The 19,463-nt window shown below is 69.0% G+C and carries 19 protein-coding genes; 5 read left to right on the plus strand and 14 right to left on the minus strand.

Features of this window, described 5'->3' with window-relative positions; genetic code table 11:
- Positions 1–442: 442 nt before the first annotated feature.
- Entirely contained in the window at positions 443–1,273 is an 831-nt protein-coding gene (locus tag OG542_RS00005) for a hypothetical protein (RefSeq protein ID WP_328407005.1), read from the minus strand.
- Positions 1,274–1,534: 261 nt separating this feature from the next.
- On the opposite strand from OG542_RS00005, the gene OG542_RS40565 reads away from it, so the two are divergent.
- The 3 genes from OG542_RS40565 (at position 1,535) to OG542_RS00015 (ending at position 3,630) form a co-directional block, all read left to right on the plus strand.
- A complete protein-coding gene (locus OG542_RS40565; RefSeq protein WP_408057837.1) occupies positions 1,535–2,113 on the plus strand; it encodes a thioesterase family protein in 579 nt (192 codons plus the stop codon).
- Between the two features lie 335 nt (positions 2,114–2,448).
- Entirely contained in the window at positions 2,449–3,225 is a 777-nt protein-coding gene (locus tag OG542_RS00010) for a thioesterase II family protein (protein ID WP_328407007.1), read from the plus strand.
- 207 nt (positions 3,226–3,432) lie between these two features.
- Positions 3,433–3,630, plus strand: a complete 198-nt coding sequence (locus OG542_RS00015; RefSeq protein ID WP_328417669.1) for a ferredoxin — start codon at positions 3,433–3,435, stop codon at positions 3,628–3,630.
- Positions 3,631–3,713: 83 nt separating this feature from the next.
- Here OG542_RS00015 and OG542_RS40570 read toward each other — a convergent pair whose 3' ends face one another.
- The 3 genes from OG542_RS40570 to OG542_RS00025 all read right to left on the minus strand — a co-directional run bounded on the left by OG542_RS40570 (position 3,714) and on the right by OG542_RS00025 (position 5,423).
- On the minus strand, positions 3,714–3,974 hold the full coding sequence (locus tag OG542_RS40570; RefSeq protein WP_408057838.1) for a GNAT family N-acetyltransferase: 261 nt from the start codon (positions 3,972–3,974) through the stop codon (positions 3,714–3,716).
- A gap of 241 nt (positions 3,975–4,215) precedes the next feature.
- A complete protein-coding gene (locus OG542_RS00020; protein WP_328407009.1) occupies positions 4,216–5,139 on the minus strand; it encodes a Mur ligase family protein in 924 nt (307 codons plus the stop codon).
- Positions 5,133–5,423 (minus strand): hypothetical protein, encoded by a 291-nt coding sequence (locus OG542_RS00025; protein ID WP_328407011.1) that lies wholly within the window; start codon positions 5,421–5,423, stop codon positions 5,133–5,135. The genes OG542_RS00020 and OG542_RS00025 overlap by 7 nt, the downstream gene beginning before the upstream one ends.
- A gap of 383 nt (positions 5,424–5,806) precedes the next feature.
- Here OG542_RS00025 and OG542_RS00030 point away from each other — a divergent pair, with 383 nt between their 5' ends.
- Positions 5,807–5,896 carry a glutamate ligase domain-containing protein gene (locus OG542_RS00030; protein ID WP_328407013.1) on the plus strand — a complete coding sequence of 30 codons (90 nt, stop codon included), beginning with the start codon at positions 5,807–5,809 and terminating at the stop codon, positions 5,894–5,896.
- 13 nt (positions 5,897–5,909) lie between these two features.
- Here the strand turns inward: OG542_RS00030 and OG542_RS00035 are convergent, their stop codons facing one another.
- From OG542_RS00035 to OG542_RS00080, 10 genes are all read right to left on the minus strand, one after another.
- The gene (locus OG542_RS00035) at positions 5,910–7,049 is read right to left on the minus strand and encodes a lipid II:glycine glycyltransferase FemX (protein WP_408057697.1); all 1,140 of its coding nucleotides are present in this window, start codon (positions 7,047–7,049) and stop codon (positions 5,910–5,912) included.
- 169 nt (positions 7,050–7,218) lie between these two features.
- On the minus strand, positions 7,219–8,550 hold the full coding sequence (locus OG542_RS00040) for a cation:proton antiporter (RefSeq protein WP_328407017.1): 1,332 nt from the start codon (positions 8,548–8,550) through the stop codon (positions 7,219–7,221).
- 114 nt (positions 8,551–8,664) lie between these two features.
- A complete protein-coding gene (gene dpgC / locus OG542_RS00045) occupies positions 8,665–9,963 on the minus strand; it encodes a (3,5-dihydroxyphenyl)acetyl-CoA 1,2-dioxygenase DpgC (protein ID WP_328407019.1) in 1,299 nt (432 codons plus the stop codon).
- Complete coding sequence (gene dpgB / locus OG542_RS00050) at positions 9,960–10,631, minus strand: enoyl-CoA-hydratase DpgB (protein WP_328407021.1); 672 nt, start codon at positions 10,629–10,631, stop codon at positions 9,960–9,962. The genes dpgC and dpgB overlap by 4 nt, the downstream gene beginning before the upstream one ends.
- A complete protein-coding gene (gene dpgA / locus OG542_RS00055; RefSeq protein WP_328407023.1) occupies positions 10,628–11,728 on the minus strand; it encodes a 3,5-dihydroxyphenylacetyl-CoA synthase DpgA in 1,101 nt (366 codons plus the stop codon). The genes dpgB and dpgA overlap by 4 nt, the downstream gene beginning before the upstream one ends.
- Before the next feature lie 137 nt (positions 11,729–11,865).
- Complete coding sequence (locus tag OG542_RS00060; protein WP_328407025.1) at positions 11,866–12,942, minus strand: alpha-hydroxy acid oxidase; 1,077 nt, start codon at positions 12,940–12,942, stop codon at positions 11,866–11,868.
- Positions 12,939–14,009: a 4-hydroxyphenylpyruvate dioxygenase gene (gene hppD / locus OG542_RS00065; RefSeq protein ID WP_408057698.1), complete on the minus strand. Its 1,071-nt coding sequence runs from the start codon at positions 14,007–14,009 to the stop codon at positions 12,939–12,941. Before hppD ends, OG542_RS00060 begins: the two co-directional genes overlap by 4 nt.
- Before the next feature lie 117 nt (positions 14,010–14,126).
- The gene (locus OG542_RS00070; RefSeq protein WP_328407027.1) at positions 14,127–15,323 is read right to left on the minus strand and encodes a cytochrome P450; all 1,197 of its coding nucleotides are present in this window, start codon (positions 15,321–15,323) and stop codon (positions 14,127–14,129) included.
- Positions 15,324–15,336: 13 nt separating this feature from the next.
- Complete coding sequence (locus OG542_RS00075) at positions 15,337–17,073, minus strand: amino acid adenylation domain-containing protein (RefSeq protein ID WP_328407029.1); 1,737 nt, start codon at positions 17,071–17,073, stop codon at positions 15,337–15,339.
- 94 nt (positions 17,074–17,167) lie between these two features.
- Positions 17,168–17,989 (minus strand): alpha/beta fold hydrolase, encoded by an 822-nt coding sequence (locus OG542_RS00080; RefSeq protein ID WP_328407031.1) that lies wholly within the window; start codon positions 17,987–17,989, stop codon positions 17,168–17,170.
- 205 nt (positions 17,990–18,194) lie between these two features.
- Here OG542_RS00080 and OG542_RS00085 point away from each other — a divergent pair, with 205 nt between their 5' ends.
- On the plus strand, positions 18,195–19,448 hold the full coding sequence (locus tag OG542_RS00085) for an aminotransferase-like domain-containing protein (protein WP_328407034.1): 1,254 nt from the start codon (positions 18,195–18,197) through the stop codon (positions 19,446–19,448).
- Positions 19,449–19,463 lie beyond the last annotated feature (15 nt).

Genomic DNA, 19,463 nt, shown 5'->3' on the forward strand with positions numbered 1-19,463 from the left:
CCTGGCAGGGCTGCGACCTCGACCTCACTGGGGTCACCATCGACTGCGACATGGACTTCAGCGGCGCCACGTTCTCCAGCGGCAAGGTGCTCTTCGCCAGCCGCTCCAGGTCCAGTCCCCGACGGGCTTCTCACCGCCGTCGGTACTCCCCCTCCTACGGAGGGTCAGCCTTCCCCCCAGATTGGCTGGCCTCATCTCCATAGCGCCAGGGAGAGGCGTATTCGGTCGTCTGCGCCCCATTCCGGTGTGCACGGATGGTCCAATCAGCTTCCGTGGAAAATCCGTGATCACTGTGCCAGCAAGCACCACCAAAGCCGATGACCCGCAGGTAGGAACACATCCCCACAACAGCCACCTGGCCACTCCACGACAGCAGCCACAGCCCAACCTCAGCCCCCTATGTAGGGTGTTCACCCCCATAACTGCTGACGCCCACCCACTGTCACCCCACCGCGTAGTCACAATGAGGGTCTGCTGTCCACGCACGGCGTCCGGCCGAGTCCGCCGGACCCGTGTCGGCTGAGCTGCCAGTTCGCGACCCCTCAGCCAGCGCCGTGGGTGTTATCGAAGGTCCACCCACAGCGCCGAGGCGACCGCAAAGGTCGCCCCCCGCCGTGGCCAGGGCAACACCCATCCGGTGCTTCCGACCTTCCTCCGAGAGGACCCACGCATAAGACACCAGCCGGGGGGAAACCGGCACTGGCCGGAGCAGCCGTGCCGCGAGCGAGGCTGTCACCGCCCCCTCCCGCAACCCCGCAGTCGGCCCGCCGCGTTCCCGGGGCAGTCGAGTGCGCCTCCACACCAGCTCCGCCCGCAGCTTCCCCTCCGTGTCGGCGAGCGCGGGCCCGGCCGTCCACGCCGCGGCCACCAGATCCCGTCCCGGCACGACTCCGCAGTGCTGGGGCAGCCCGGTGTCGGGCGTGCGGTCAAGTCCACACCCGAAGCAGTCCACAGCCCCCTCCGGCGGAGCCGCACGGTACGCCTCGGCCGCCGTCGATGCCTCGTCCCAAGAGGGCGGTTCGGGGACGTCGAGATTCAGCTCGTCGGGTGTGGCCACCGCGAGCACCCCGTCCGCACCGGTCAGCACGGCCCCGCCGTCGGCGGTCCCCGTGAGCCCCACCGGGACCGCCACCGGGGTCGGCCGTCGGAAGTCCACCCGTACGGTCTTGGCCGCCGCCCGCCCGGCGAGCATCCCCGCTACGTATCCGCCGAACGCCGCACCGGGATACCCCCGCAGATGGTGGGGCACGGTGATCATCTCGATGTCGGTCATGGCGCCCGCTCCACCACACCCCCGTTCCCGGCGGCCGGAGAGGCGGGGCAGGTCCGACGCCCCAGCCGCCCCCGAGTGGAGCCAACCATGACCGTCGAACGTATTGACCTGCCACCGGCGTTCCTGCATTTCCGCCGGGTGACAAGCAGTGGCGCGGCCTGGCCACGCGATAGGACAAGACCGTCACCATCTGCTTGGCCTGAGATTGGCTGCTGGTGAGCGGTTTCGCTTGTTGAGTAGCTTCTGTCCCATGCGGCAACCATCGAGCACGATTTCGACCAGGAAACCCGGCTCAACTGGGCCGGTGAGACGAGCTGCACGGCTCAGCTCACCGATCGCTGGAACACCGTCAGTGGTAACCCCAACGGTGGCTATCTCATGGCCGCTGGGGTTCGCGCCCTGCAAGAGCGTTCTGCCCATCCAGATCCGCTGGTGGTTTCGGCGTTCTTCCTGCGTCCGGGCTCATCGGGTTCGGCCGAAATTCAGGTGGAGTCAGCCAGGGAAGGGCGCCGAACCTCCACTCGCGAGGCACGGATGTGGCAGGGCGGCGTGGAGATCCTGCGGATCGTGGCGACGTTCAGCGACTTCGACCAGGCGGATGGTCGCAGTCTGTCGCTGGCGGAGATGCCGGACCTGCCATCGCCGGACGACCTCGGGCCGTGCATGCCCGGCCAGGATCCCGTTGATCACGCTGCTGATCTGCGTGGCCTTGAGGAAAGCCCCGGCCGGGCGGGGGAACACCGGCCGGGGCAGTCTGGGGTGGGAACTGGTTCGGTTACCGCGCGGGGCGCTGCCGTGGGTTGTGGGTTACCTCTCCCACATGGGGCGCAGGCGCTCTGACGGAATGGGGGTACGTCGTTGGGATCTCCGCGGCTGAATCCCAGCGCTTCTACCCGGGCGGAGCGTCTTCCTTCATGTTGCGCGCCTTTCGGCGTGTGAGCGCAGGGACAACTTAACCTGGGTCGCCGTCGTCGCGGCCACGTCCAACTGCGGGTTTCTGGCCGACCCTCCGCAGGTCAGGCCAGTTGACTTGCGGAGTGCGTGCGCTATTCGATGCGGGGGCATTCTAGGTCTGGGGCACCGCTGGCACCCCGTCGACCCGTGGCGTCTTCTGTGCAACGCTGGGCGGATTCGATTTCGTATAGGGGCGCGCCCGTTGGAGGGGGTCTATTGGCATGCTTGAAACAGCTTCGAGTTCGGGGGACTGGATCAGCAGTTTCCATCCGGCGCCGGACAGTCCAGTGCGGCTCGTATGCCTGCCGCACGCCGGCGGGTCGGCAAGCTTCTTCTTTCCGGTTTCCAAGGCTCTCGCACCCGCGGTGGAGGTACTGGCGATCCAGTACCCCGGTCGTCAGAATCGGCTCGATGTGCCGCCGATCGACAACCTTTCAGAATTGGCGGATGAGATCTTCGGCGCGCTACGGCTCAGCATCGATGACCGGCCGCTGGCGCTGTTCGGGCACAGCATGGGTGCTGTGCTCGCGTATGAGGTAGCGCTTCGTCTGCAGCGGAGCGGTCTTCCGCCGCCGGCTCGGCTCTTTGTCTCCGGTCGGCAGGCCCCGTCCTGCTTTCGAGACGGACGGATCCATCGGGCGTCCGATGACGAGGTCGTGGCTTCGATCCAGGCGCTGAGCGGCACCAGCCAGGCGATTTTGGACGACCCGGAGATGCTGGCGATGATCCTTCCGGCGATCCGCAGCGACTACCATGCCGTCGCGGGGTACCGGCACGACCCGGGTCAGGTACTCGACTGCCCGGTGACCGTGCTGCACGGCGACAGCGACCCGCAGGTGTCGGTCGACGAGGCACGCGCTTGGGCGGAACACACAACTGGGCAGACCGACGTGGAAGTGTTTCCGGGGGGGCACTTCTTTGTCGTCGACCGCAGTCGTGAGGTGATCGGACTGCTGTCACGGGAGTTGAGCGACCTGTGCGCGGGACTGAACCGATGAATCATCTTCGGGGACACCAGCTCGCGGCGAGCAGTGTCTTTGCAGGCGTATCCGGCGGGCCGCCGCCCTGCGGTCGCATGCTCGACGGCTGGATCAACGGCTTTGCGCACTCCCACAGCCCGTCCGAAACGATCCGACTCCATGTTTCGCTGCCGCCGGCGTTCCAGGCAGGAGTCCGCCCCAAACAGAGAAGCAGGGAGAACAATGATGCGTGTTGAAGTCGACGTTCCCAGCTGTGTTGCTTCGGGCCAGTGCGTGATGCTCGCCCCCGACGTCTTCGACCAGCGTGAGGAGGACGGCAGCGTTGTCCTCCTCGATGACACTCCGCCGTACGAACTTCACGACGCCGTGGGCGAGTCGGCCACGATGTGCCCCGCGCAAGCGATCCGGCTCGCGGAGTCGTGACCGCCGCCGAGACCCTCCACCGGTCGGGCCACAAAGGAGATCCTGTCCGGCGCCTGGGCCGGCTGCCCCTGCGCACCGGCGGCTCAGCCCGGGAGGTCCTTCCAATAGCGGGCGGAAAGCGTGCAGCGGTCGTCGTATCCGTGGTGCTGGTAGAAGGCATTGGCATCGAGCCGTGAGCGCAGGGTCGTCACTTCGACGGCGGAGCAGTCGCATTGCCACGCCAGTTCCTCGGCGGCGCTGGTCAGCCGGCTGCCCGCTCCTGTGCGGCGGGCCGCCGCGTCGACGACGAGGCTCTCGATGCGGGCCCAGCGCCCGGTTTTCTCGAGGTACGGGACGGCGTGCAGGGAAAGGAGCCGACGACGCGTCCACTGTGCTCAGCCGCCAGGACAGCGCTGAACGGATCGTCGAACCAAAAGGTGAGGCGCTTTTCGACGTCCGGTGCCGTACTGGGGTACCCGAGTTGGCACAGCAGACCGGCGATCTGGTCGGCATCCGGGAGAGTGGCTCGGCGTACGGTGACTGTCACGTCGTCAGCCCGGTCCAGGTCGCGGCACTGCGACCGTCCGGCGGTCCTCGTCGGCCCCGTCACCAGGGGACCCGGACTGCCGCCAGGCGCCACGACATCGAAGTCGCTGTCCATCCCGTGCTGGGGGTCTCGGCGGGAAGGAGCGCGTCGGCTATCCGCCAGAGTGCGGCTTTCCGGGATGCCTTGAGAAGCACGACGTCGTCGGCGCGCAGTTCGTTACGCAAGAGCGCCGTCGCGGCTTCGACGTCCGGCACCAGTTCGGTACGGGTGTCCTTGCTTGCGGTTCTCGCCGCGGCTTCATGGATCTGCCGGGCGTCCTCGCCGATCACCACGATCTGGTCGGCGGACTGCGCGGCGAGCCGTCCCCAGCTGTCATGCCTGGCGTCTCCGGAGAAGCCGGGTTCGTGTGCCGTCCCGAGCAGCGCCCACTTTCGTGCATCGACGGCCATGGCCATCGCGGCCAGGGTGCGCAGGGCAGCCCGCACCGATCCCGAGCTCACGTTGCGCGCGTCGTCGATCACGGTGCCCCCCTCCGGCGTCCGATGGACCGCCATCCGGTGCGGGGGCGTCGAGCGGTCGTTGTGCAGACCCGCGATGACCTCGTCGTGCGTGGCACCGAACTCCAGCGCGACTGCCGCGGCGGCCAGCGCGTTGTCGATCTGGTGCTCACCGCGCGTCGGCAGGGCGACTCGCGCGGAACCACTGATGCCGGGCAGGTCGAGCCGCGTGGTGAACCGCGGTCTTGATTGGCTGTCGGGCTCGATGCCGGTGGCGCGAACGTGTGCGCCGGCGGTGCGTCCGGTCAGCACGACTCGGGCCGAGGTCCGGTGCGTCATGGCGGCGACGCGCGGGTCGTCGGCGTTGAGAACGGCGACCCCGCCGGCGGATGCGTGCGGCAGTGCCTCCACGAGTTCGCGCTTGGCGGCGGCGATGGCGTCCTGGGAGCCGAACCTGCCGAGATGGGCGTCACCGACGTTCAGCACGACGCCGAGGCCGACTCCCCCGGCGCCTGGTCACCCCGTCGGTCGAAGTGGAAGTCCTGTTCCAGCACCGCAAGCGCGTCGGGCCGGTCGGCAAGGAGAGCCCGGAGGCGGTCCACCGGAACGAGCCTCAACATGCCGCCGGCCTTCGCCGGCCGCACGCACAGGAGGGTGAAGTAGTCCGGCAGCGGGAAGGGCCGCTCCGCGCCGTCGGTGTCGAACTCTCCCTGCCGGACGGCGGCGAGGAAGCCTTCCGGCCACCTGTGTCGTTGCCGATCAAAATCCACGCGGGTTCACCTTCGCAGGCTATGGAGTACACGACCGTGGAGCCATTCACATTGGGCGCACGCCGTGCGTCCCGCGAGCGCATTGGTCACGTTCCGTGGTTGCGCTGTTTGGTGCCGTGAAGGGTGGCGGCGTATTCCGGATACCAGGGCGTCCACAAAGACGCGTTGCCGGAGAGTCCGTAGCGCCCCTGCTCCAGAATGAGCAGTTCCGGGCACGCTGCTGTTCGGCGACAGCCCTTTGTCCGCTCGATGAGTTGCTGCGGCTGGATGTCGTCGAAGGCATCTTCGACGCGAGGGTCCCCGGGTGGTCGCCATGCGCGCGCTCACCGACGGTTCGGTGCTCACCCAGCGGCGTTGGCACGGTCTCGCTGTCGAAGTGGCGGATGGAGCTGCGCCACCTCGCCCGCGGGGCGACGCTGCTCAACGACTCCTACAACGCCAACCCCGACTCGATCCGCGCCGCGCTCGCGTAGTGGGCTGTGCGGTTCAGCCTCCGCGCCGTTTCATATAGAGGTCGAAGACCCGGTAGACCACCGGCCGCAGCGGCAGGTCCCACTCACCGACGTAGCGCACCGCCTGGCCGCCGGTGCCGACTTTGAACTGGACGAGGCCGACGTGCGGGTCCTGCCCGTCCAGCGTCGGCGTGATACCGCGCAGGTCGTAGACATCGCAGCCGGCGGCGAGCGCGTCGCGGATCATCGCCCACTGGCAGGCGTTGGAGCCGCGCACCTCGCGCTTCGCGGTGGCGGAGGCACCGTAGGCGTACACCGCGTGGGCGCCTACGCGGACCAGGATGGTGGAGGCGACCAAGTCGCCCTGATGGTGGGCCAGGTAGAGCGTGATCCGCTCGGGGTCCTCGGCGCTCAGCGCCGCGAACATGGTCTCGAAGTAGCGCAGCGGCCGGGGTGCGAAGTGGTCACGCTTGGCGGTGTGCACGTAGAGGTCGTGAAACGCCTTCAGGTCTTGCGGGCCCCCGTCGCCGACCGTGACCTCGACGCCCTCCTTGGCCGCCTTCTTGATGTTGCGGCGCCACTGCTGGTTCATGCCCCTGAGCAGCTCGTCCTCGGTCCTGCCTGCCAGCGGGACCTCGTACTTGAACTGCGGATGCCCGACCCCGAACCCGTCCAACGGGTTCTGCGGCAGCCAGCCCGCGTCCTTCAGCCTGCTGCTCACGCGGGCGCCGACCGGGTCGCTCCACTGTCCCGGCAGGTCGGTCAGCCGCCGGATGTCCGGGCCGGCGATACCCTCCTTGACCTGGGCGGCGCTCCAGGTGTCCGTGACCACCGGCGGGCCGAGCCGGATCGCGAACGCCCCGTGCTCCTTGAGATACGCCGCCAGCGGATCGAGCCACGCACCGATGTCACCGCTCCAGTCGATGACCGGGCCCTCGGGCAGATACGCCAGCGTGAAACGGTCGAGCCGCGGCACCGGGCGGTGCAGGACGAGTCCGGCACCGACCAGGCGCCGGCCGTCGAACCAGCCGAGGGACTCGCTGCGCCACTCGGTCTTGACGCGGGCCCACGCCGGGGTCTGCAGAAAGCTGACCGACCGCTGGGCCCGCACGAACACCAGATGCTCGACGGCGCTGATCGGCCTGACGACAAGATTCCCGGCTGCAGTTCGCATTGGTTCGCTGGAAGGGTTGTAGGACATGGCGCCAGTCAATGTAGCGGAGTGTTGCCCGGGCGTATGCGATTCTCGATACGCCGACGATATGTCACGGCAGCGACCGCCTTCTCCGAACTATCGCCCCACTCAACCGTGTTGGTCCGGAACTCCGGCGGGTACTTGCAGATCAGCGCATGTCGGTTGTCGCCAGGGAGCGGGGTGCCGGCGCCGGGAGGGGCGCTCCGCTGCCGAGTTGCGTCTCCAGGCGCTTCGGGAGCGCCCGGCGGTACAGCGGCAGGGCCGCGGCGCTCGTGACAACGGCGACCACGACGAGAACGGAGAACACCGGCTTGGTGATCAGGCCCTGCGCCAAGCCGATGTTGATGAAGATGAGGATCATCATGCCGCGGGCGTTCATCAGTCCTCCCACGGCGAAGGCCTCGCGCCAGCTGAAGCAGAGCGTCCTCATGGCCAGGGTGCTGCCGAAGTACTTGCCCGCGAATCCCGCCAGCAACACGGCGACGCCGAACAGCAGGCTGTCGGCCGAGATGCCCCGCAGGTCGGTGGTGAGACCGGACAGGCAGAAGAAGACGGGCAGCAGCAGCGTGGAGACGGTGTCCATCATCCGGCTGTGCAGCGCCTGGCGGAACCGCGGGTCACGGGGCATGGCCAGGCCGGCGATGAATCCGCCGAAGACGGAGTAGATGCCGATCAGGTCGGTGAGGTATCCGCAGGCGAGTGGGACGATGACGACGACGTACATCACGCCGGGGCTCAACGTGCCCTGCGGGCTGACGTGCCGCGCCAGCGGCCGCAACAGCCGGTTCACTCCGAACAGCATCACAGCGGTGAACAGGAGGCTGTAGCCGATCATGGGCAGCGCGTCGGCGGCCCCGGCACCGGTGTGCACGGCCGTCAGCACGGCCAGGAAGCACCAGGCCGCCGCGTCGTCGATGGAGGCGGCGACCAGGGACAGCCGCCCCAGGCGGGAGTTCTGCAGACCCCGCTCGTACAGCATTCGGGCCAGCATGGGGAGCGCGGTGAGGGACAATGCCCCGCCCACGAAGAGGGCGAACTCCCACCGGCCGACATCCTCGCGCGAGAGGTCGTCCCACATCAGCAGGCCGACGAGACCGCCGAGGACGAGGGAGGGCAGGAACCCGGAGACGGCTAGGACCGCCGGGTGGTGCTTGCGGTCGGACTCGTGGCGGCCGGGCTCGAGACCGGCACCGACGAGGAACATGTAGAGCGTCAGCCCGATGGTGCTCAGGACGTACAGCACCGGCCGTGCGTCCGCCGGGAAGACATCCGCCTGAAGATCGGGCGCCAGCCAGCCGAACAGTGTCGGGCCCAGCATGATGCCGCCCACGATCTCGCCGAGTACCCGCGGCTGTCCGAGCATGGCCGCGAGCCGGCCGGCCACGGCCGCTGTCAGCAGGATGACCGCCAGTGCGGGAAGCACGTCGAGCGCCAGTTCGAGGTTGGTGTCGCTCGCGGCCAAGGACACGTGGTCCTGCATGGGAATGGGGCCTCCTTGAGTCGGGTGCCGAAGGCTGTCGTCAGTGAGGGACCAGGCAGCGGCGGTCGCGGGTGACGTGGGTGGCATGGTCCTTCTCGGCGTACCGGATGTGGTTCATGTTCGCCTCGCGGCGAACCGGCCCACCTTGTCGATGACGTCGGCGCCGTACAGCCGCAGCGCCTGCTGGAGCGCGAACTCCGCCATGTAGCGGCGGAACTCCTCGGGCGGCTCGTCGGACAGGTTCAGCATCCGACGGTTGACGAGTACCGCTTCCCCGCCCAGCCGTTCCAGGGCCCGTTCGATCGCGGCGTCCAGGTCGGCCGGTTCGGCGACCTCGTCGACGATGAGACGGGCGTCCGGTTCGCTCGCCCACAGCCGTCGGCCGCCGAGGATCACCTGCCGGGCGGCGCGCGGGCCGACCGAACGGGTGAGGCGGAGGTTCGCGACGCCCGGGATGATGCCCTCCTTGGCGGCGGGCAGGCTGAGGAAGGCGTCGGACGCGGCCAGCACATGGTCGAAGACGAGCAGCAGCTGGGTGCCGCCGCCGATCGCGAACGCGTCGACGGCGGCCGCCCACGGCTTGGCCGCGTACGGCGGCCGCCAGTCACCGTCGTCCAGGCGCAGCCCGCGAACGATCTTGTTGATGTAGCCGAGCTCCCGGCGGAGCAGGAACCCGACGAGCGGAATGTCACCCGATGACAGGTACTTGAGGTTGATTCCGGCGCTGAACACGCGCCTGCCCCGGTAGCGCGGGTGGGTCATCTCGCCGCCGCGCACGAACCCGACCTTGACGTCGTCGTCCAGCAGGGCCAGGTCGACCGCGGTCTCCATGTCCTCGACCTGTTGCTCGTCCTCGGCGTTGAGGCGGTCGCCGCGGCACATCGTCAGGTGGGCGACGCCGTCGCGCCGCTCCAGCCGGACGGCCTCGGTCTGCAGGAGGCCGGTCCGCCGGAAATCCGGGAGCAGTGCGAGCGCCCGCGCGGTCGGCCGGAGCATCGCGTCGACCAAGTGTGGGCCCGTGACGGGTGAGCCGAGCACCGCCCGCAGGAAGATGCCCTGGTCGATCTCCCGGCCTTCTTTGTCCGCCTGGGTCCGCGACCGCTCGTCCGCGAGCTGTGCCGCCGTCGGGACCAGGCCGGGGAAGACTTCGGCGGCCTGCGCGACCAGGGCTTCGATGCGCAGACTGCGGCCGCCGGTGATCCGGGCGTACACCTCCTCGACGTGCTCGGCCAGGAACCGGGAGCGCAATCGGCGCACCTCGTCCTGGGCGGCGGCGGCCTCGGCCCGCCGGCCGGGGTGCCGTCGCGTCGGCTCGGGCAGGGCGGCGAGCAGGTCGTCGACCTGCTCGGCCGCCTTGTGCAGCGCCTCCGCGGCGGCGGTGAGACCGCTCGGGAGTTTGCTCGCGATCGTCATGCGGACGGTCCCGTGCGGCGCAGGGTGCGGTCGCAGGCGGCGAGGTGCCTGCCGAGCGCGTCCTCGAAGGCCGTCGAGCCGGCTTCGAAAATCAGCTGCCTGCGCATCGCCACCTCCGTGCCGTCCACGGCACCGGCCGCCTCGGCCAGGTGGGCCAGCGTCGTCGCCGGGTCCTCGGTCACCTCGTCGATCAGGTTGAGCGCGAGCGCGCGGTCCGTCTCGATCGGGGCCCCGAGCAGCACGGCCCGCCGGATGCCCGCCGCACCGGCCTGCTGGGTGAGCCGGTGCACGGTCATCCCCGGCCAGGTGGCATCCCCTGCCCAGGAGAGCAGCAACCTGGTGTCAGGAGCGACGATCCGGACGTCGGCGGCGAGGAGGACGTCCAGGGCCGTTCCGGCGCAGTCGCCCGACGCCACCACGACCGTGAGGCGGCCGAGCCGTTCGAACCGGCGCACCACCCGTTCCCATTTGGAGAGCAGGCCGACGGTCAGCTCCGTCCACCAGTCGGCCGGCGGGACACCCGTGACGTGGAGGGTGACCGGGCCGGATTCCCGATGGTCCTCGGCGCGGTCGCAGAGGTCGTCCATCTCCTCGACCGAGGCGGCCGACAGGGGCCGGGTGCCGTCCAGGCGCAGCATCAGTTCGCCATCCGTTTCCCCGCGCGTCACCACTGGATCAGCGCCGTTTCGATCGAGGAGCCGGGCCCCATGGTCATCAGCACTGCGTAGTCGCCGGGCCGGGCGATGTCCTCCTCGGCGAGTCGCTCGTAGGAGAAGAGGAAGGAGCCGCTGGAGAGATTTCCGTAATCGCGGAGCACACCGGTGGTGTGCCGGACGTCGTACCGGCTCAGGCCGAGGTTGACCACGACGGCGTCGATCACCTTCTTGCCACCGGAGTGCACCAGCCAATGGCTGATGTCGCTGCGGCGCAGCCCCGTACCGGACAGCAGCCTGTCGACGACGATCTCGGCGTGCGCACCGACCACGTAGGGAATCTGCGGATCGAGGAAGAAGCTGAACCGGTCCTGGTCCCGGTCCCATTCGTAGCGCATCGCGTCGATCGCGTCGGTGATGAGGTAGCTCGCGGACTTCAGCATGCGTGGGCCGGGTGCCCGCCCGTCACCGGAGACGACAGCGAGGGCGGCGGATCCGTCGCCGAACAGGCTGTTGACCACCGCGGTCCGCATCGTGCCGTCCAGGGCGTACGCGGCGGAACACGCCTCGCTGCACAGGACGACGCCGAGCTCACCCGGGTGCGCCGCGGACCAGCCCGCGACCACGTTGAGCGCGTTCAGACCCGCATTGCATCCCATGCCCACGATGTCCGAACGGCTGCAATGCGGGTCTATACCGAGTTCACGGATGATCAATGCGCTCAGGCCGGGAGTCAGGTAGCCGGTCGAGGTGACGCAGCACAGGTGACGCAGGTCCGAGAGCGTCGCTCCCGCCGACTTCAGGCAGGCCTCGAGCGCCCGGCATCCCATGTCGACAGCGATCTTCTTGTGTTTGTCCAGGAGATCGCCCTGGGGTTCCGGTACGCGCACTCCATCGGGGCCTTCCTGCGGCAGCGTGAGAAAGCGCCGTTCGATCGCGCTGTTCAGGAAGACCGATCGGACCCTGGGGTCCTCGATGTCGAGGATGTCGAGCAGTTCGGCTTGCGAGTAGGACGTGTCGGACACGGCGGTCCCGACACCTGCGAATCTGGTGATCTCGGTGAGTCCGGTGAGGACGGAAGGGTCCGCAACCGGCGCGACAGTGGTAGTCATCGGTACATCCAGCCCCAAGTCCTGAGCTTGCTGCGCAACACCGGCTTTATCTGTGACGCGGTCATTGATCTCACCTTTCGTGTTTCGTCGTGCGTAGGTGGAGGGTGCTTGTGACGCCGGGCCCCTTCCGCGGAGCATCAGCCGTACCGGGGTCTCCTCGTGCTCAGCCGTCCGGCCGCGTGCACCGAGTCGCAGCCCGCCAGGCCCAGTGCGTCCCGGAGCTCGGCGGCGAGCAGTTCGAGCACCTGTCGGACGCCGTCCTGGCCCGCCGTGGCCAGCCCCCACATCAGGGGCCGTCCGATCAGCACGGCCGACGCACCGAGGGCGACGGCCTTGAGGATGTCCGTGCCGCTCCGGATTCCCCCGTCCAGCAGCACGTGACAGCCGTCGGCGACCGCTGCGGCGATCTCGCCCAGCACCTCGATCCCGGGCACGGCACCGTCCAGCTGACGGCCTCCGTGGTTGGACACCACGATGCCGCTGACACCGGTCTCGACGGCACGGCGGGCGTCCTCGACAGCGAGAATCCCTTTGAGCACCACCGGCAGGTTCGTGCGTGCGCACACCGCCGCCACGGAGTCCCAGTTGGCCGGGGCGAACTCGCGCGCGGTGTGGTCGGCCACGGCCGAGACGCCCGGAACTCGGCGGTGCGCGGCCGCGGATGCCTCGAAGTTGGCAGCCGTCACCCACTCCGGCAGTGCGAAGCCGTTGCGCATGTCGCGCAACCGCCGTCCCATCCACGGCACATCGACGGTGAACACGATCGCCTCACAGCCGGAGTCCTCCGCCCTGCGCACCAGATCCAGAGATCGTTTCTGGTCACGCAGCCAGTACAGCTGGAACCACGGCCGGCCGCCGACGGCCGCGATCTCCTCCAGCGGCACGCTGCTCATGGTGCAGATGGTGTACGGCACACCGGCGTCCCGGGCCGCGCGGGCCGCCGCGAGCTCGCCCTCGGGATGGAACAACCGCTGGTACGCGATGGGCGCGACCGCCAGCGGCAATGCGGCGTTGTGGCAGAGGACCTCGGACTCCGTGCTGCTCTCGATCAGGTCACGCAGCATCCGGGGCACCACGAAGATCCGCTCGAGCGCGGTGCGGTTGGCCACCAGAGATGCCTCGGCGCCGCTGCCCCCGGCGAGAAAGTCCCAGGTGTGGCGGGGCAGGACGTCCCGGGCGGCACGTTCGAGCTCCTCCAGGCGAAGGTACGTCATCGTCGAACGGCGCCGGGATCGCTCTGTCCGGTCCGTTCCAGCTCCACGGCCTCGTACAGGGCCTTGATGTTGGAGCTGCCGAAGGTCTCCGCCCCCTGCCTCTCGATGATCTCGAAGAAGATCGTCCGCCGAGGATGAACGGAGGCGGTGAAGATCTGGAACATCTGGCCGCCGTGATCCTCGTCGGCGAGCACGTTCGTCGTCCGCAGATCATCCAGTTTGTGCGTATCCAGCGCGATCCGTTCACCGAGCATGTCGTAGTAGGTCGCCGGCGTCTTCAGGAACTCCACCCCGCGCCGGGACAGCGCCTGGACCGAGCGGACCGCGTCGTCGCTGGTGAATGCGATGTGCTGGACACCAGCCCCGTGGTGCTCCTTGAGGAAGTCGTCGATCTGGCCCGGGTCGGCGCTCTCATCGGGCTCGATCAACGTGAGGGTGATCGCTCCCGACGCGCTCTGCACGACGGTGGAGTTCATCGCCTGGGCACCGACCACGATGTGCTCCTCGAATATCTGCCGGAACCCCAGTGCCCGCTCGTAGAACCGCACCGTGGGGCCGAGGTCGCCCCCGCTCAGACAGACCGCGAAGTGATCGATCCCCAGCAGGTCCACGTCGCCCCCGCGATGGCCGTTCGCGTGCGGCGGGGCGGGAGTTTCGTCCCTCTGGACCAAGGTGTGCACCACATCCCCGAAACCGAGGATGGCGGCCGTGACGGCCGGTCCGTGCGGCTCCGCTGCGCTGCGCCGCGCCGGTTCCCGGACAGCGACGGCCCCGCCCCGCACGGCAGCCTCGAAAGCGGCGGCCGCGTCCGACGTACGCAGCGCGACGTCGGCCACACCGTCGCCGTGCGTCTGGAGGTAGGCCGTCGCCGGATGACGATCCGACGTCGGCTCGGTGAGAACCAGCTTGATCGGTCCCTGGCTCAGCGTGACGCTCCGGTGGTCCGCCGAGCGGCTCGTACCGGCGACGGCGAAAGCGTATTGATCCACCCAGCCGAACGCGGCCTCCTCCAGATTCCCGACATATATCTCCACATACTCGATCTCGAAATTCTGCACAGCGCTCAAGACTTCCTCCAAGAAACGGATAGATGCCTATTCACAGCATGACTGCGAGGCAATTTCGCATCAACGGTGTCAAATTGACGCCTCCTCGGCACAGGCGTCATGGATACCGGCTCCGGGTCAGCGCCCTGTGAACCGCACCGGGAGTTCCCGGTACCCCTGCACGGCGATCGCGCGCAACCAGGTGGGCTCCTGCACCAATTCCACCCGCGAGACCCGCTCGGCCAGTGTGCGCAGTACGACCGACAGTTCAATTCGGGCGAGTGCGGAACCGAGGCAGTGATGCACCCCGTGGCCGAACGTGATGTGCCGATTGGGCTTTCGCCCGGGGTGGAACGCGTCGGGGTCGTCGAACTCGGCGGGGTCCCTGTTCGCGGCGGGCAGCCACGCGACCACCGGTGCGCCCGGCGGCAGGTGACGGCCGTTGATCGTGACCTCGCTGGTCGTCACCCGGAGCACGTGCATCGCCGGCGAGGTCCAGCGCAGCACCTCCTCCACGACAGTGCCGACGTCCGCGCTCCCGTCGCGCAGGCCGGTCAGCAGGCCGGGCACCGTGGCGAGCGCGTGCACCGCGCCGGTGATCGCGTGCCGGGTGGTCTCGTTGCCGCCGATCAGTACGTTGTCGCAGTTGAGCAGGACATCGTCGAGGGTGAGGCTGTCATCGGCCATCAGCGTGCTGACGAGGTCGGCACCGGGGCGCTCACGGCGCTCGGTGATCAACTCGTAGAAGTAGACGAGGATCTCGGTGTGGGCCTGACGCGGCGTCATCCCGTCGAACAATTCGTCCGCACCGCCGAACGCGTGGTTGGTCAGCTCTATGAGCATGTCCTGGTCCCCGGTCGGTACGCCGAGGATGTCGCACACGACCGCGGCTGGAATGCGTGAGCCGATCGCCGGGGCCACGTCGCACACGCCGCCGTCGAGCGCCTGGTCGAGCACGCGGCGCACCTCGGTCCGCACCCGCTCCGCCAGCTCCTGCGCGGCCGCTCTGGAGAGTAGCGGTCCGACCAGCCTGCGCAGCCTGCGGTGCCGCTCCCGTTCGGAGACCACCATCATCCGGCCGCCCGAGGTGTCCGGATGGTCGCGGTCGAAGCCGATCATCATCCCGTACTCGGAGGTGAACGGTGCGGAGGGCGCGAGGACCGCGGCACACGCGCGGTGCGAGAACACGGACCAGAAGCCGGTGGGTGAACTGCCCGGATCGCTCCACACCATCGCGTCCTGCGCCGCGAGTGCCCGCCAGCGGGCGTGCCGGTCGAGCGTCGTGTACAGGTCGGGGTTGCCGAGATCGGTCTTGTCGGCGGTCTTCGTGCGCATGAGGGTCTCCAGGTCACGTCGGTGCGCCGTCGAGCACCTTGGCGAGCTGTGCCACGGTCGGCGCGTTGAAGAAGGCCTGCACCCGCAGCCGGACGTGCAGGCTCTCGCGGATGCGGGCCACCAGCCGAGTCGCGAGCAGCGAGTGGCCGCCGACCTCGAAGAAGCTGTCCTCGACGCCGACGCTGCTGACGCCGAGCACTTCGGCGAACAACGTGGCCAGGTGGATCTCCGTGGGGGTACTCGGCGCTCGCCCCGATGTCGCGCGTCCGGCGTCCTCGGGGTCGGGCAGGGCGGCTCGGTCGACCTTGCCGTTCGGCGATGTCGGCAGACGCGGCAGGGCGACGACCACGTCGGGTACCAGGTAGGAGGGCAACCGTCCGCGCAGCTGTGCCAGGAGGTGTTCGGTCGGAACCGGCGTGCCCGCCGTGCCGACCACGTAGGCGACCAGCCTGTTTTCGTGCTCAGTCACCACCGCCTGGGCCACCGTGTCCACTTCGAGCAGGGCGGCCTCGACCTCGCCCGGCTCGATCCGGTGACCACGGATTTTCAGCTGGCCGTCGGCGCGGCCGACGAAGACGAGCTGACCGTCCGAGCGCGCCCGCACCCGGTCGCCGGTGCGGTACATACGGTCGCCCGGAGTGCCGAACGGATCCGGCAGGAACCGCTGCGCGGTCTGCGCCGGCCGGTTCAGGTAGCCGCGGGCGAGGCCGGGGCCGCTCATGTACAGCTCGCCCACGTCCCCGTCCGGGACGGCTCGTAGCCGGTCGTCCAGGACGTACGTGCGGACGCCGGTGATCGGCCTGCCGATCGGCGGCGTTCCGTCGCCGGTCAGTGGCTCGCTCGCGGTCACCGCGACCGTGGCCTCGGTCGGGCCGTACGCGTTGATCATCACGCGGTCGGTGGCCCAGCGTTTCGCGACCGGTGCCGGGCACGCCTCGCCCGCGACCAGGAGGGTCAGCCCTGCGGGCAGGCCGCCGGCTTCCTCCAGCGGCGCCAGCGCCGACGGCGGCAAGGTGATGTGGGTGATGCTCTGGTCGCGCACCAGCCGGGCGAGCGGTTCACCCGGGACCAGGTCCGCCGCAGGAGCCAGCACCAGGCAGCCGCCGGCCAGCCAGGTCGGCCAGAACTCGGCGACAGAGGCGTCGAAGCTGGGTGACGCGAACGCCAGCAACCTGCTGTCCGGCAGCAGCCGCTGGCGGCGCACGTAGTCGGCGGCCAGGTTCGGGATCCCGCGATGTGTGACCAGCACGCCTTTCGGCCGTCCGGTCGAGCCCGAGGTGTAGATGACGTACGCGGGGTGGTCGGGAAGCAAGGCGCCGAGCCGGTCGTGGTCGGCCAGGTCCGGCTCGGACCGGGACGGCTCCCGTTCCACGCTCAGGGCGGCGGGGGCGCCGGCCACATCCTGCCCTGGCAGGGACAGCACGCAGTGCGCTGACGCGTCGTCAAGCATCTGCCGCCTGCGTTCCTCCGGATAGTCCGGGTTGACGGGCACGTATGCGGCACCGGCCTTGTGCACGGCCAGGACCGCGATGACGAACTCGATCGACCGCGGCATCACCGTTGCGACCAGCCGTTCCGGGCCGGCCCCGTGCTCGACGAGGCGACGCGCGACGAGGTTGGCCTCCCCGTTCAGCTCGGCGTAGGTCAGTGTGGTGTCACCCATCACCACCGCCGGCCGGTCCGGCTGCGCCGCGGCGGTCGCCTCGAACAGTGCGGGCGCCGTGGACGGCGGCACGATCGCGCCGGTCATACCTGCTCCTTCGCGGCTCCGGGCGCCTCGGCGCTCGTGTCGACGGGGCGTCCGGCACGGCCCGGCTGACTGTCGCGGGCTGACTCAAGGGGTGTCATGCGGTCTCCTCCCATCGCGCGGGCTCGGCGCGCAGGAACCGGATCAGCTCGCGATTCACCGCTTCCGGGTTCTCCAAGTAGCCGAAGTGCCCGCACCCGGGGATCGTGCGGTGCGTCGCGCCGGGTATCGCGGCGGCCAGCTCCCGTCCGGCTGCCGGCGGCGTCACGAGGTCGTGCTCGAACGAGACGACGTGGCAGGGCACCTTGATCGCGCGGTAGGCCTGGATGCGGTCGGGCAAAGCGCTCAGCAGCAGTTGGGCCCGGATCCCCGGGCCCCCCGTACCTGACGCCTCGAGCAGGTCGAGCCAGTCGGCGGTGAGGTCGTCGTCGGTGAGCGTCGCGGGCCCCAGATTGTGCATGGCGCGGACGGCGGCGAGGTACCTCCGCGGCAGCTCCGTACCGCGTTCGATCAGCTCCGCCTCGGCCTCGGCCAGCAACCGCTGGACGAGACTGCTCCTGCCGCAGGCCGCCATCAGCACGGCCGAGTCCAGCAGTTCGGGGCGGGCAAGTGCCAGCTCCTGCGCAATGTACGAGCCCATCGAGGTGCCGACCACGCGGCACGGCGCCACTCCGAGGTGCTCGATCAGGGCGGCCACGTCCGCGACGAGGTCGTCGATGGTGAACCCGTCCGCGCCGTCGTCGCTGGGCGGGATCCCGCGGTTGTCCATGGTGATCACCCGGAATCCGGCGGAGCGGAGCGCGGGCACCTGGTGCAGGTCCCACACCGAACTCGGCGCCCCGGTGCCGGTCAGCAACAGGACGGGCGAAGCATTTCCGTGGTCGTGGTAGGACAACCGAATTCCGCTCTCCGTTGTCATTAACATGCCGGTCCTCCCCCACCAGATGCTGTGGCATATGTGTGACCGTACCTTCGAATATCGAGCATCTGGAAGAGCGGCCATAGACATCCACAATTTCGGACGCGCCGGAGACATGCGTCCACGGCCGTCGACTTGACACCTCGACCGCCTATGAAAAACCCTGGCATTCATGAATTCATACGGTCTGTCCACGCGCTTGAGCATGGAAACTCTGCACGGCTCGCTCACCGATCCGGCTATCTCGTCGATGAACCTGCTCAATGAGCTGGTCGGCGAATATCCCGTGGCCATTTCCATGGCGGCGGGTCGCCCGTACGAAGAGTTCTTCGACGTCCGTCTCATCCACGAGTACATCGACGCCTACTGCGACCACCTCCACAATGATCGGAGGCTGACCGAGGCGGAGGTCACCCGCACGCTCTTCCAGTACGGCACCACGAAGGGCGTCATCACCGATCTCATCGCCCGCAACCTCGCCGTGGACGAGAACGTCGACGCCGACCCCGAGTCCGTGGTCGTCACCGTGGGCGCGCAGGAGGCCATGTTCCTGGTTCTCCGCGCGCTGCGGGCGGACGAGCGGGACGTGCTGCTCGCCCCCGCCCCCACCTACGTCGGCCTGACCGGGGCCGCACTGCTGACCGACACCCCGGTATGGCCTGTCCGGTCCACCGAGAACGGCATCGACCCCGAGGACCTCGCCCTCCAGCTGAAACGCGCCAACGAGCAGGGCAAGCGCGTCCGGGCCTGCTACGTGACGCCCGACTTCGCCAACCCGACGGGCACCAGCATGGACGTGCCCGCCCGCCACCGGCTCCTGGAGGTCGCCGAGGCGGGCGGCATCCTGCTTCTGGAGGACAACGCGTACGGGGTCTTCGGGTCCGAGCGCCTTCCTACGCTGAAGGCGCTCGACCGGTCGGGGACCGTGGTCCACATCGGCTCCTTCGCCAAAACCGGCATGCCCGGCGCCCGGGTCGGTTACGTCGTGGCCGATCAGCACGTGGCCGGGGGCGGCCTGCTCGCCGACCAGCTCTCGAAGCTCAAGGGCATGCTCACGGTGAACACCTCGCCCGTCGCGCAAGCGGTGATCGCCGGAAAGCTCCTGCTCAACGACTTCAGTCTGGTCAAGGCCAACGCCAGGGAAATCGCCATCTACCAACGCAACCTCCAGCACACGCTGGGCGAGCTCGCCCGCAGGCTCGACGGCTGCCCCGGGGTCGGCTGGAACGCGCCGAAGGGCGGTTTCTTCGTCACCGTCACCGTGCCCTTCGTCGTCGACGACGCGTTGCTGAAACACGCCGCCAGCGACTACGGCGTCCTGTTCACGCCGATGCACCACTTCTACGGCGGCAAGGACGGGTTCAATCAACTCCGGCTCTCGATCAGCCTGCTCACACCGGAGCTCATCGAGGAGGCCGTCTCCCGGCTCGCCGCACTCATCACCGCGCGCCTCCCCTGATCCGGGTCCGGAGAG

It is taken from the genome of Streptomyces violaceus (genome assembly GCF_036014075.1).
Classification (GTDB): Bacteria; Actinomycetota; Actinomycetes; order Streptomycetales; family Streptomycetaceae; genus Streptomyces; species Streptomyces violaceus.

Bases quoted from the DNA above. Each gene is read 5' to 3' on its own strand.
- dpgC (WP_328407019.1), bottom strand. From the start codon at position 9,963: ATGACGATCGCGAGCAAACTCCCGAGCGGTCTCACCGCCGCCGCGGAG.
- OG542_RS00080 (WP_328407031.1), bottom strand. From the start codon at position 17,989: ATGACAACGGAGAGCGGAATTCGGTTGTCCTACCACGACCACGGAAAT.
- OG542_RS00085 (WP_328407034.1), top strand. From the start codon at position 18,195: ATGGAAACTCTGCACGGCTCGCTCACCGATCCGGCTATCTCGTCGATG.
- OG542_RS00030 (WP_328407013.1), top strand. From the start codon at position 5,807: ATGGAGCTGCGCCACCTCGCCCGCGGGGCGACGCTGCTCAACGACTCC.
- OG542_RS00015 (WP_328417669.1), top strand. From the start codon at position 3,433: ATGCGTGTTGAAGTCGACGTTCCCAGCTGTGTTGCTTCGGGCCAGTGC.
- OG542_RS00060 (WP_328407025.1), bottom strand. From the start codon at position 12,942: ATGACGTACCTTCGCCTGGAGGAGCTCGAACGTGCCGCCCGGGACGTC.
- OG542_RS00035 (WP_408057697.1), bottom strand. From the start codon at position 7,049: ATGCGAACTGCAGCCGGGAATCTTGTCGTCAGGCCGATCAGCGCCGTC.
- OG542_RS00010 (WP_328407007.1), top strand. From the start codon at position 2,449: ATGCTTGAAACAGCTTCGAGTTCGGGGGACTGGATCAGCAGTTTCCAT.
- OG542_RS00040 (WP_328407017.1), bottom strand. From the start codon at position 8,550: ATGCAGGACCACGTGTCCTTGGCCGCGAGCGACACCAACCTCGAACTG.
- OG542_RS00005 (WP_328407005.1), bottom strand. From the start codon at position 1,273: ATGACCGACATCGAGATGATCACCGTGCCCCACCATCTGCGGGGGTAT.
- dpgA (WP_328407023.1), bottom strand. From the start codon at position 11,728: ATGACTACCACTGTCGCGCCGGTTGCGGACCCTTCCGTCCTCACCGGA.
- OG542_RS00075 (WP_328407029.1), bottom strand. From the start codon at position 17,073: ATGACCGGCGCGATCGTGCCGCCGTCCACGGCGCCCGCACTGTTCGAG.
- OG542_RS00070 (WP_328407027.1), bottom strand. From the start codon at position 15,323: ATGCGCACGAAGACCGCCGACAAGACCGATCTCGGCAACCCCGACCTG.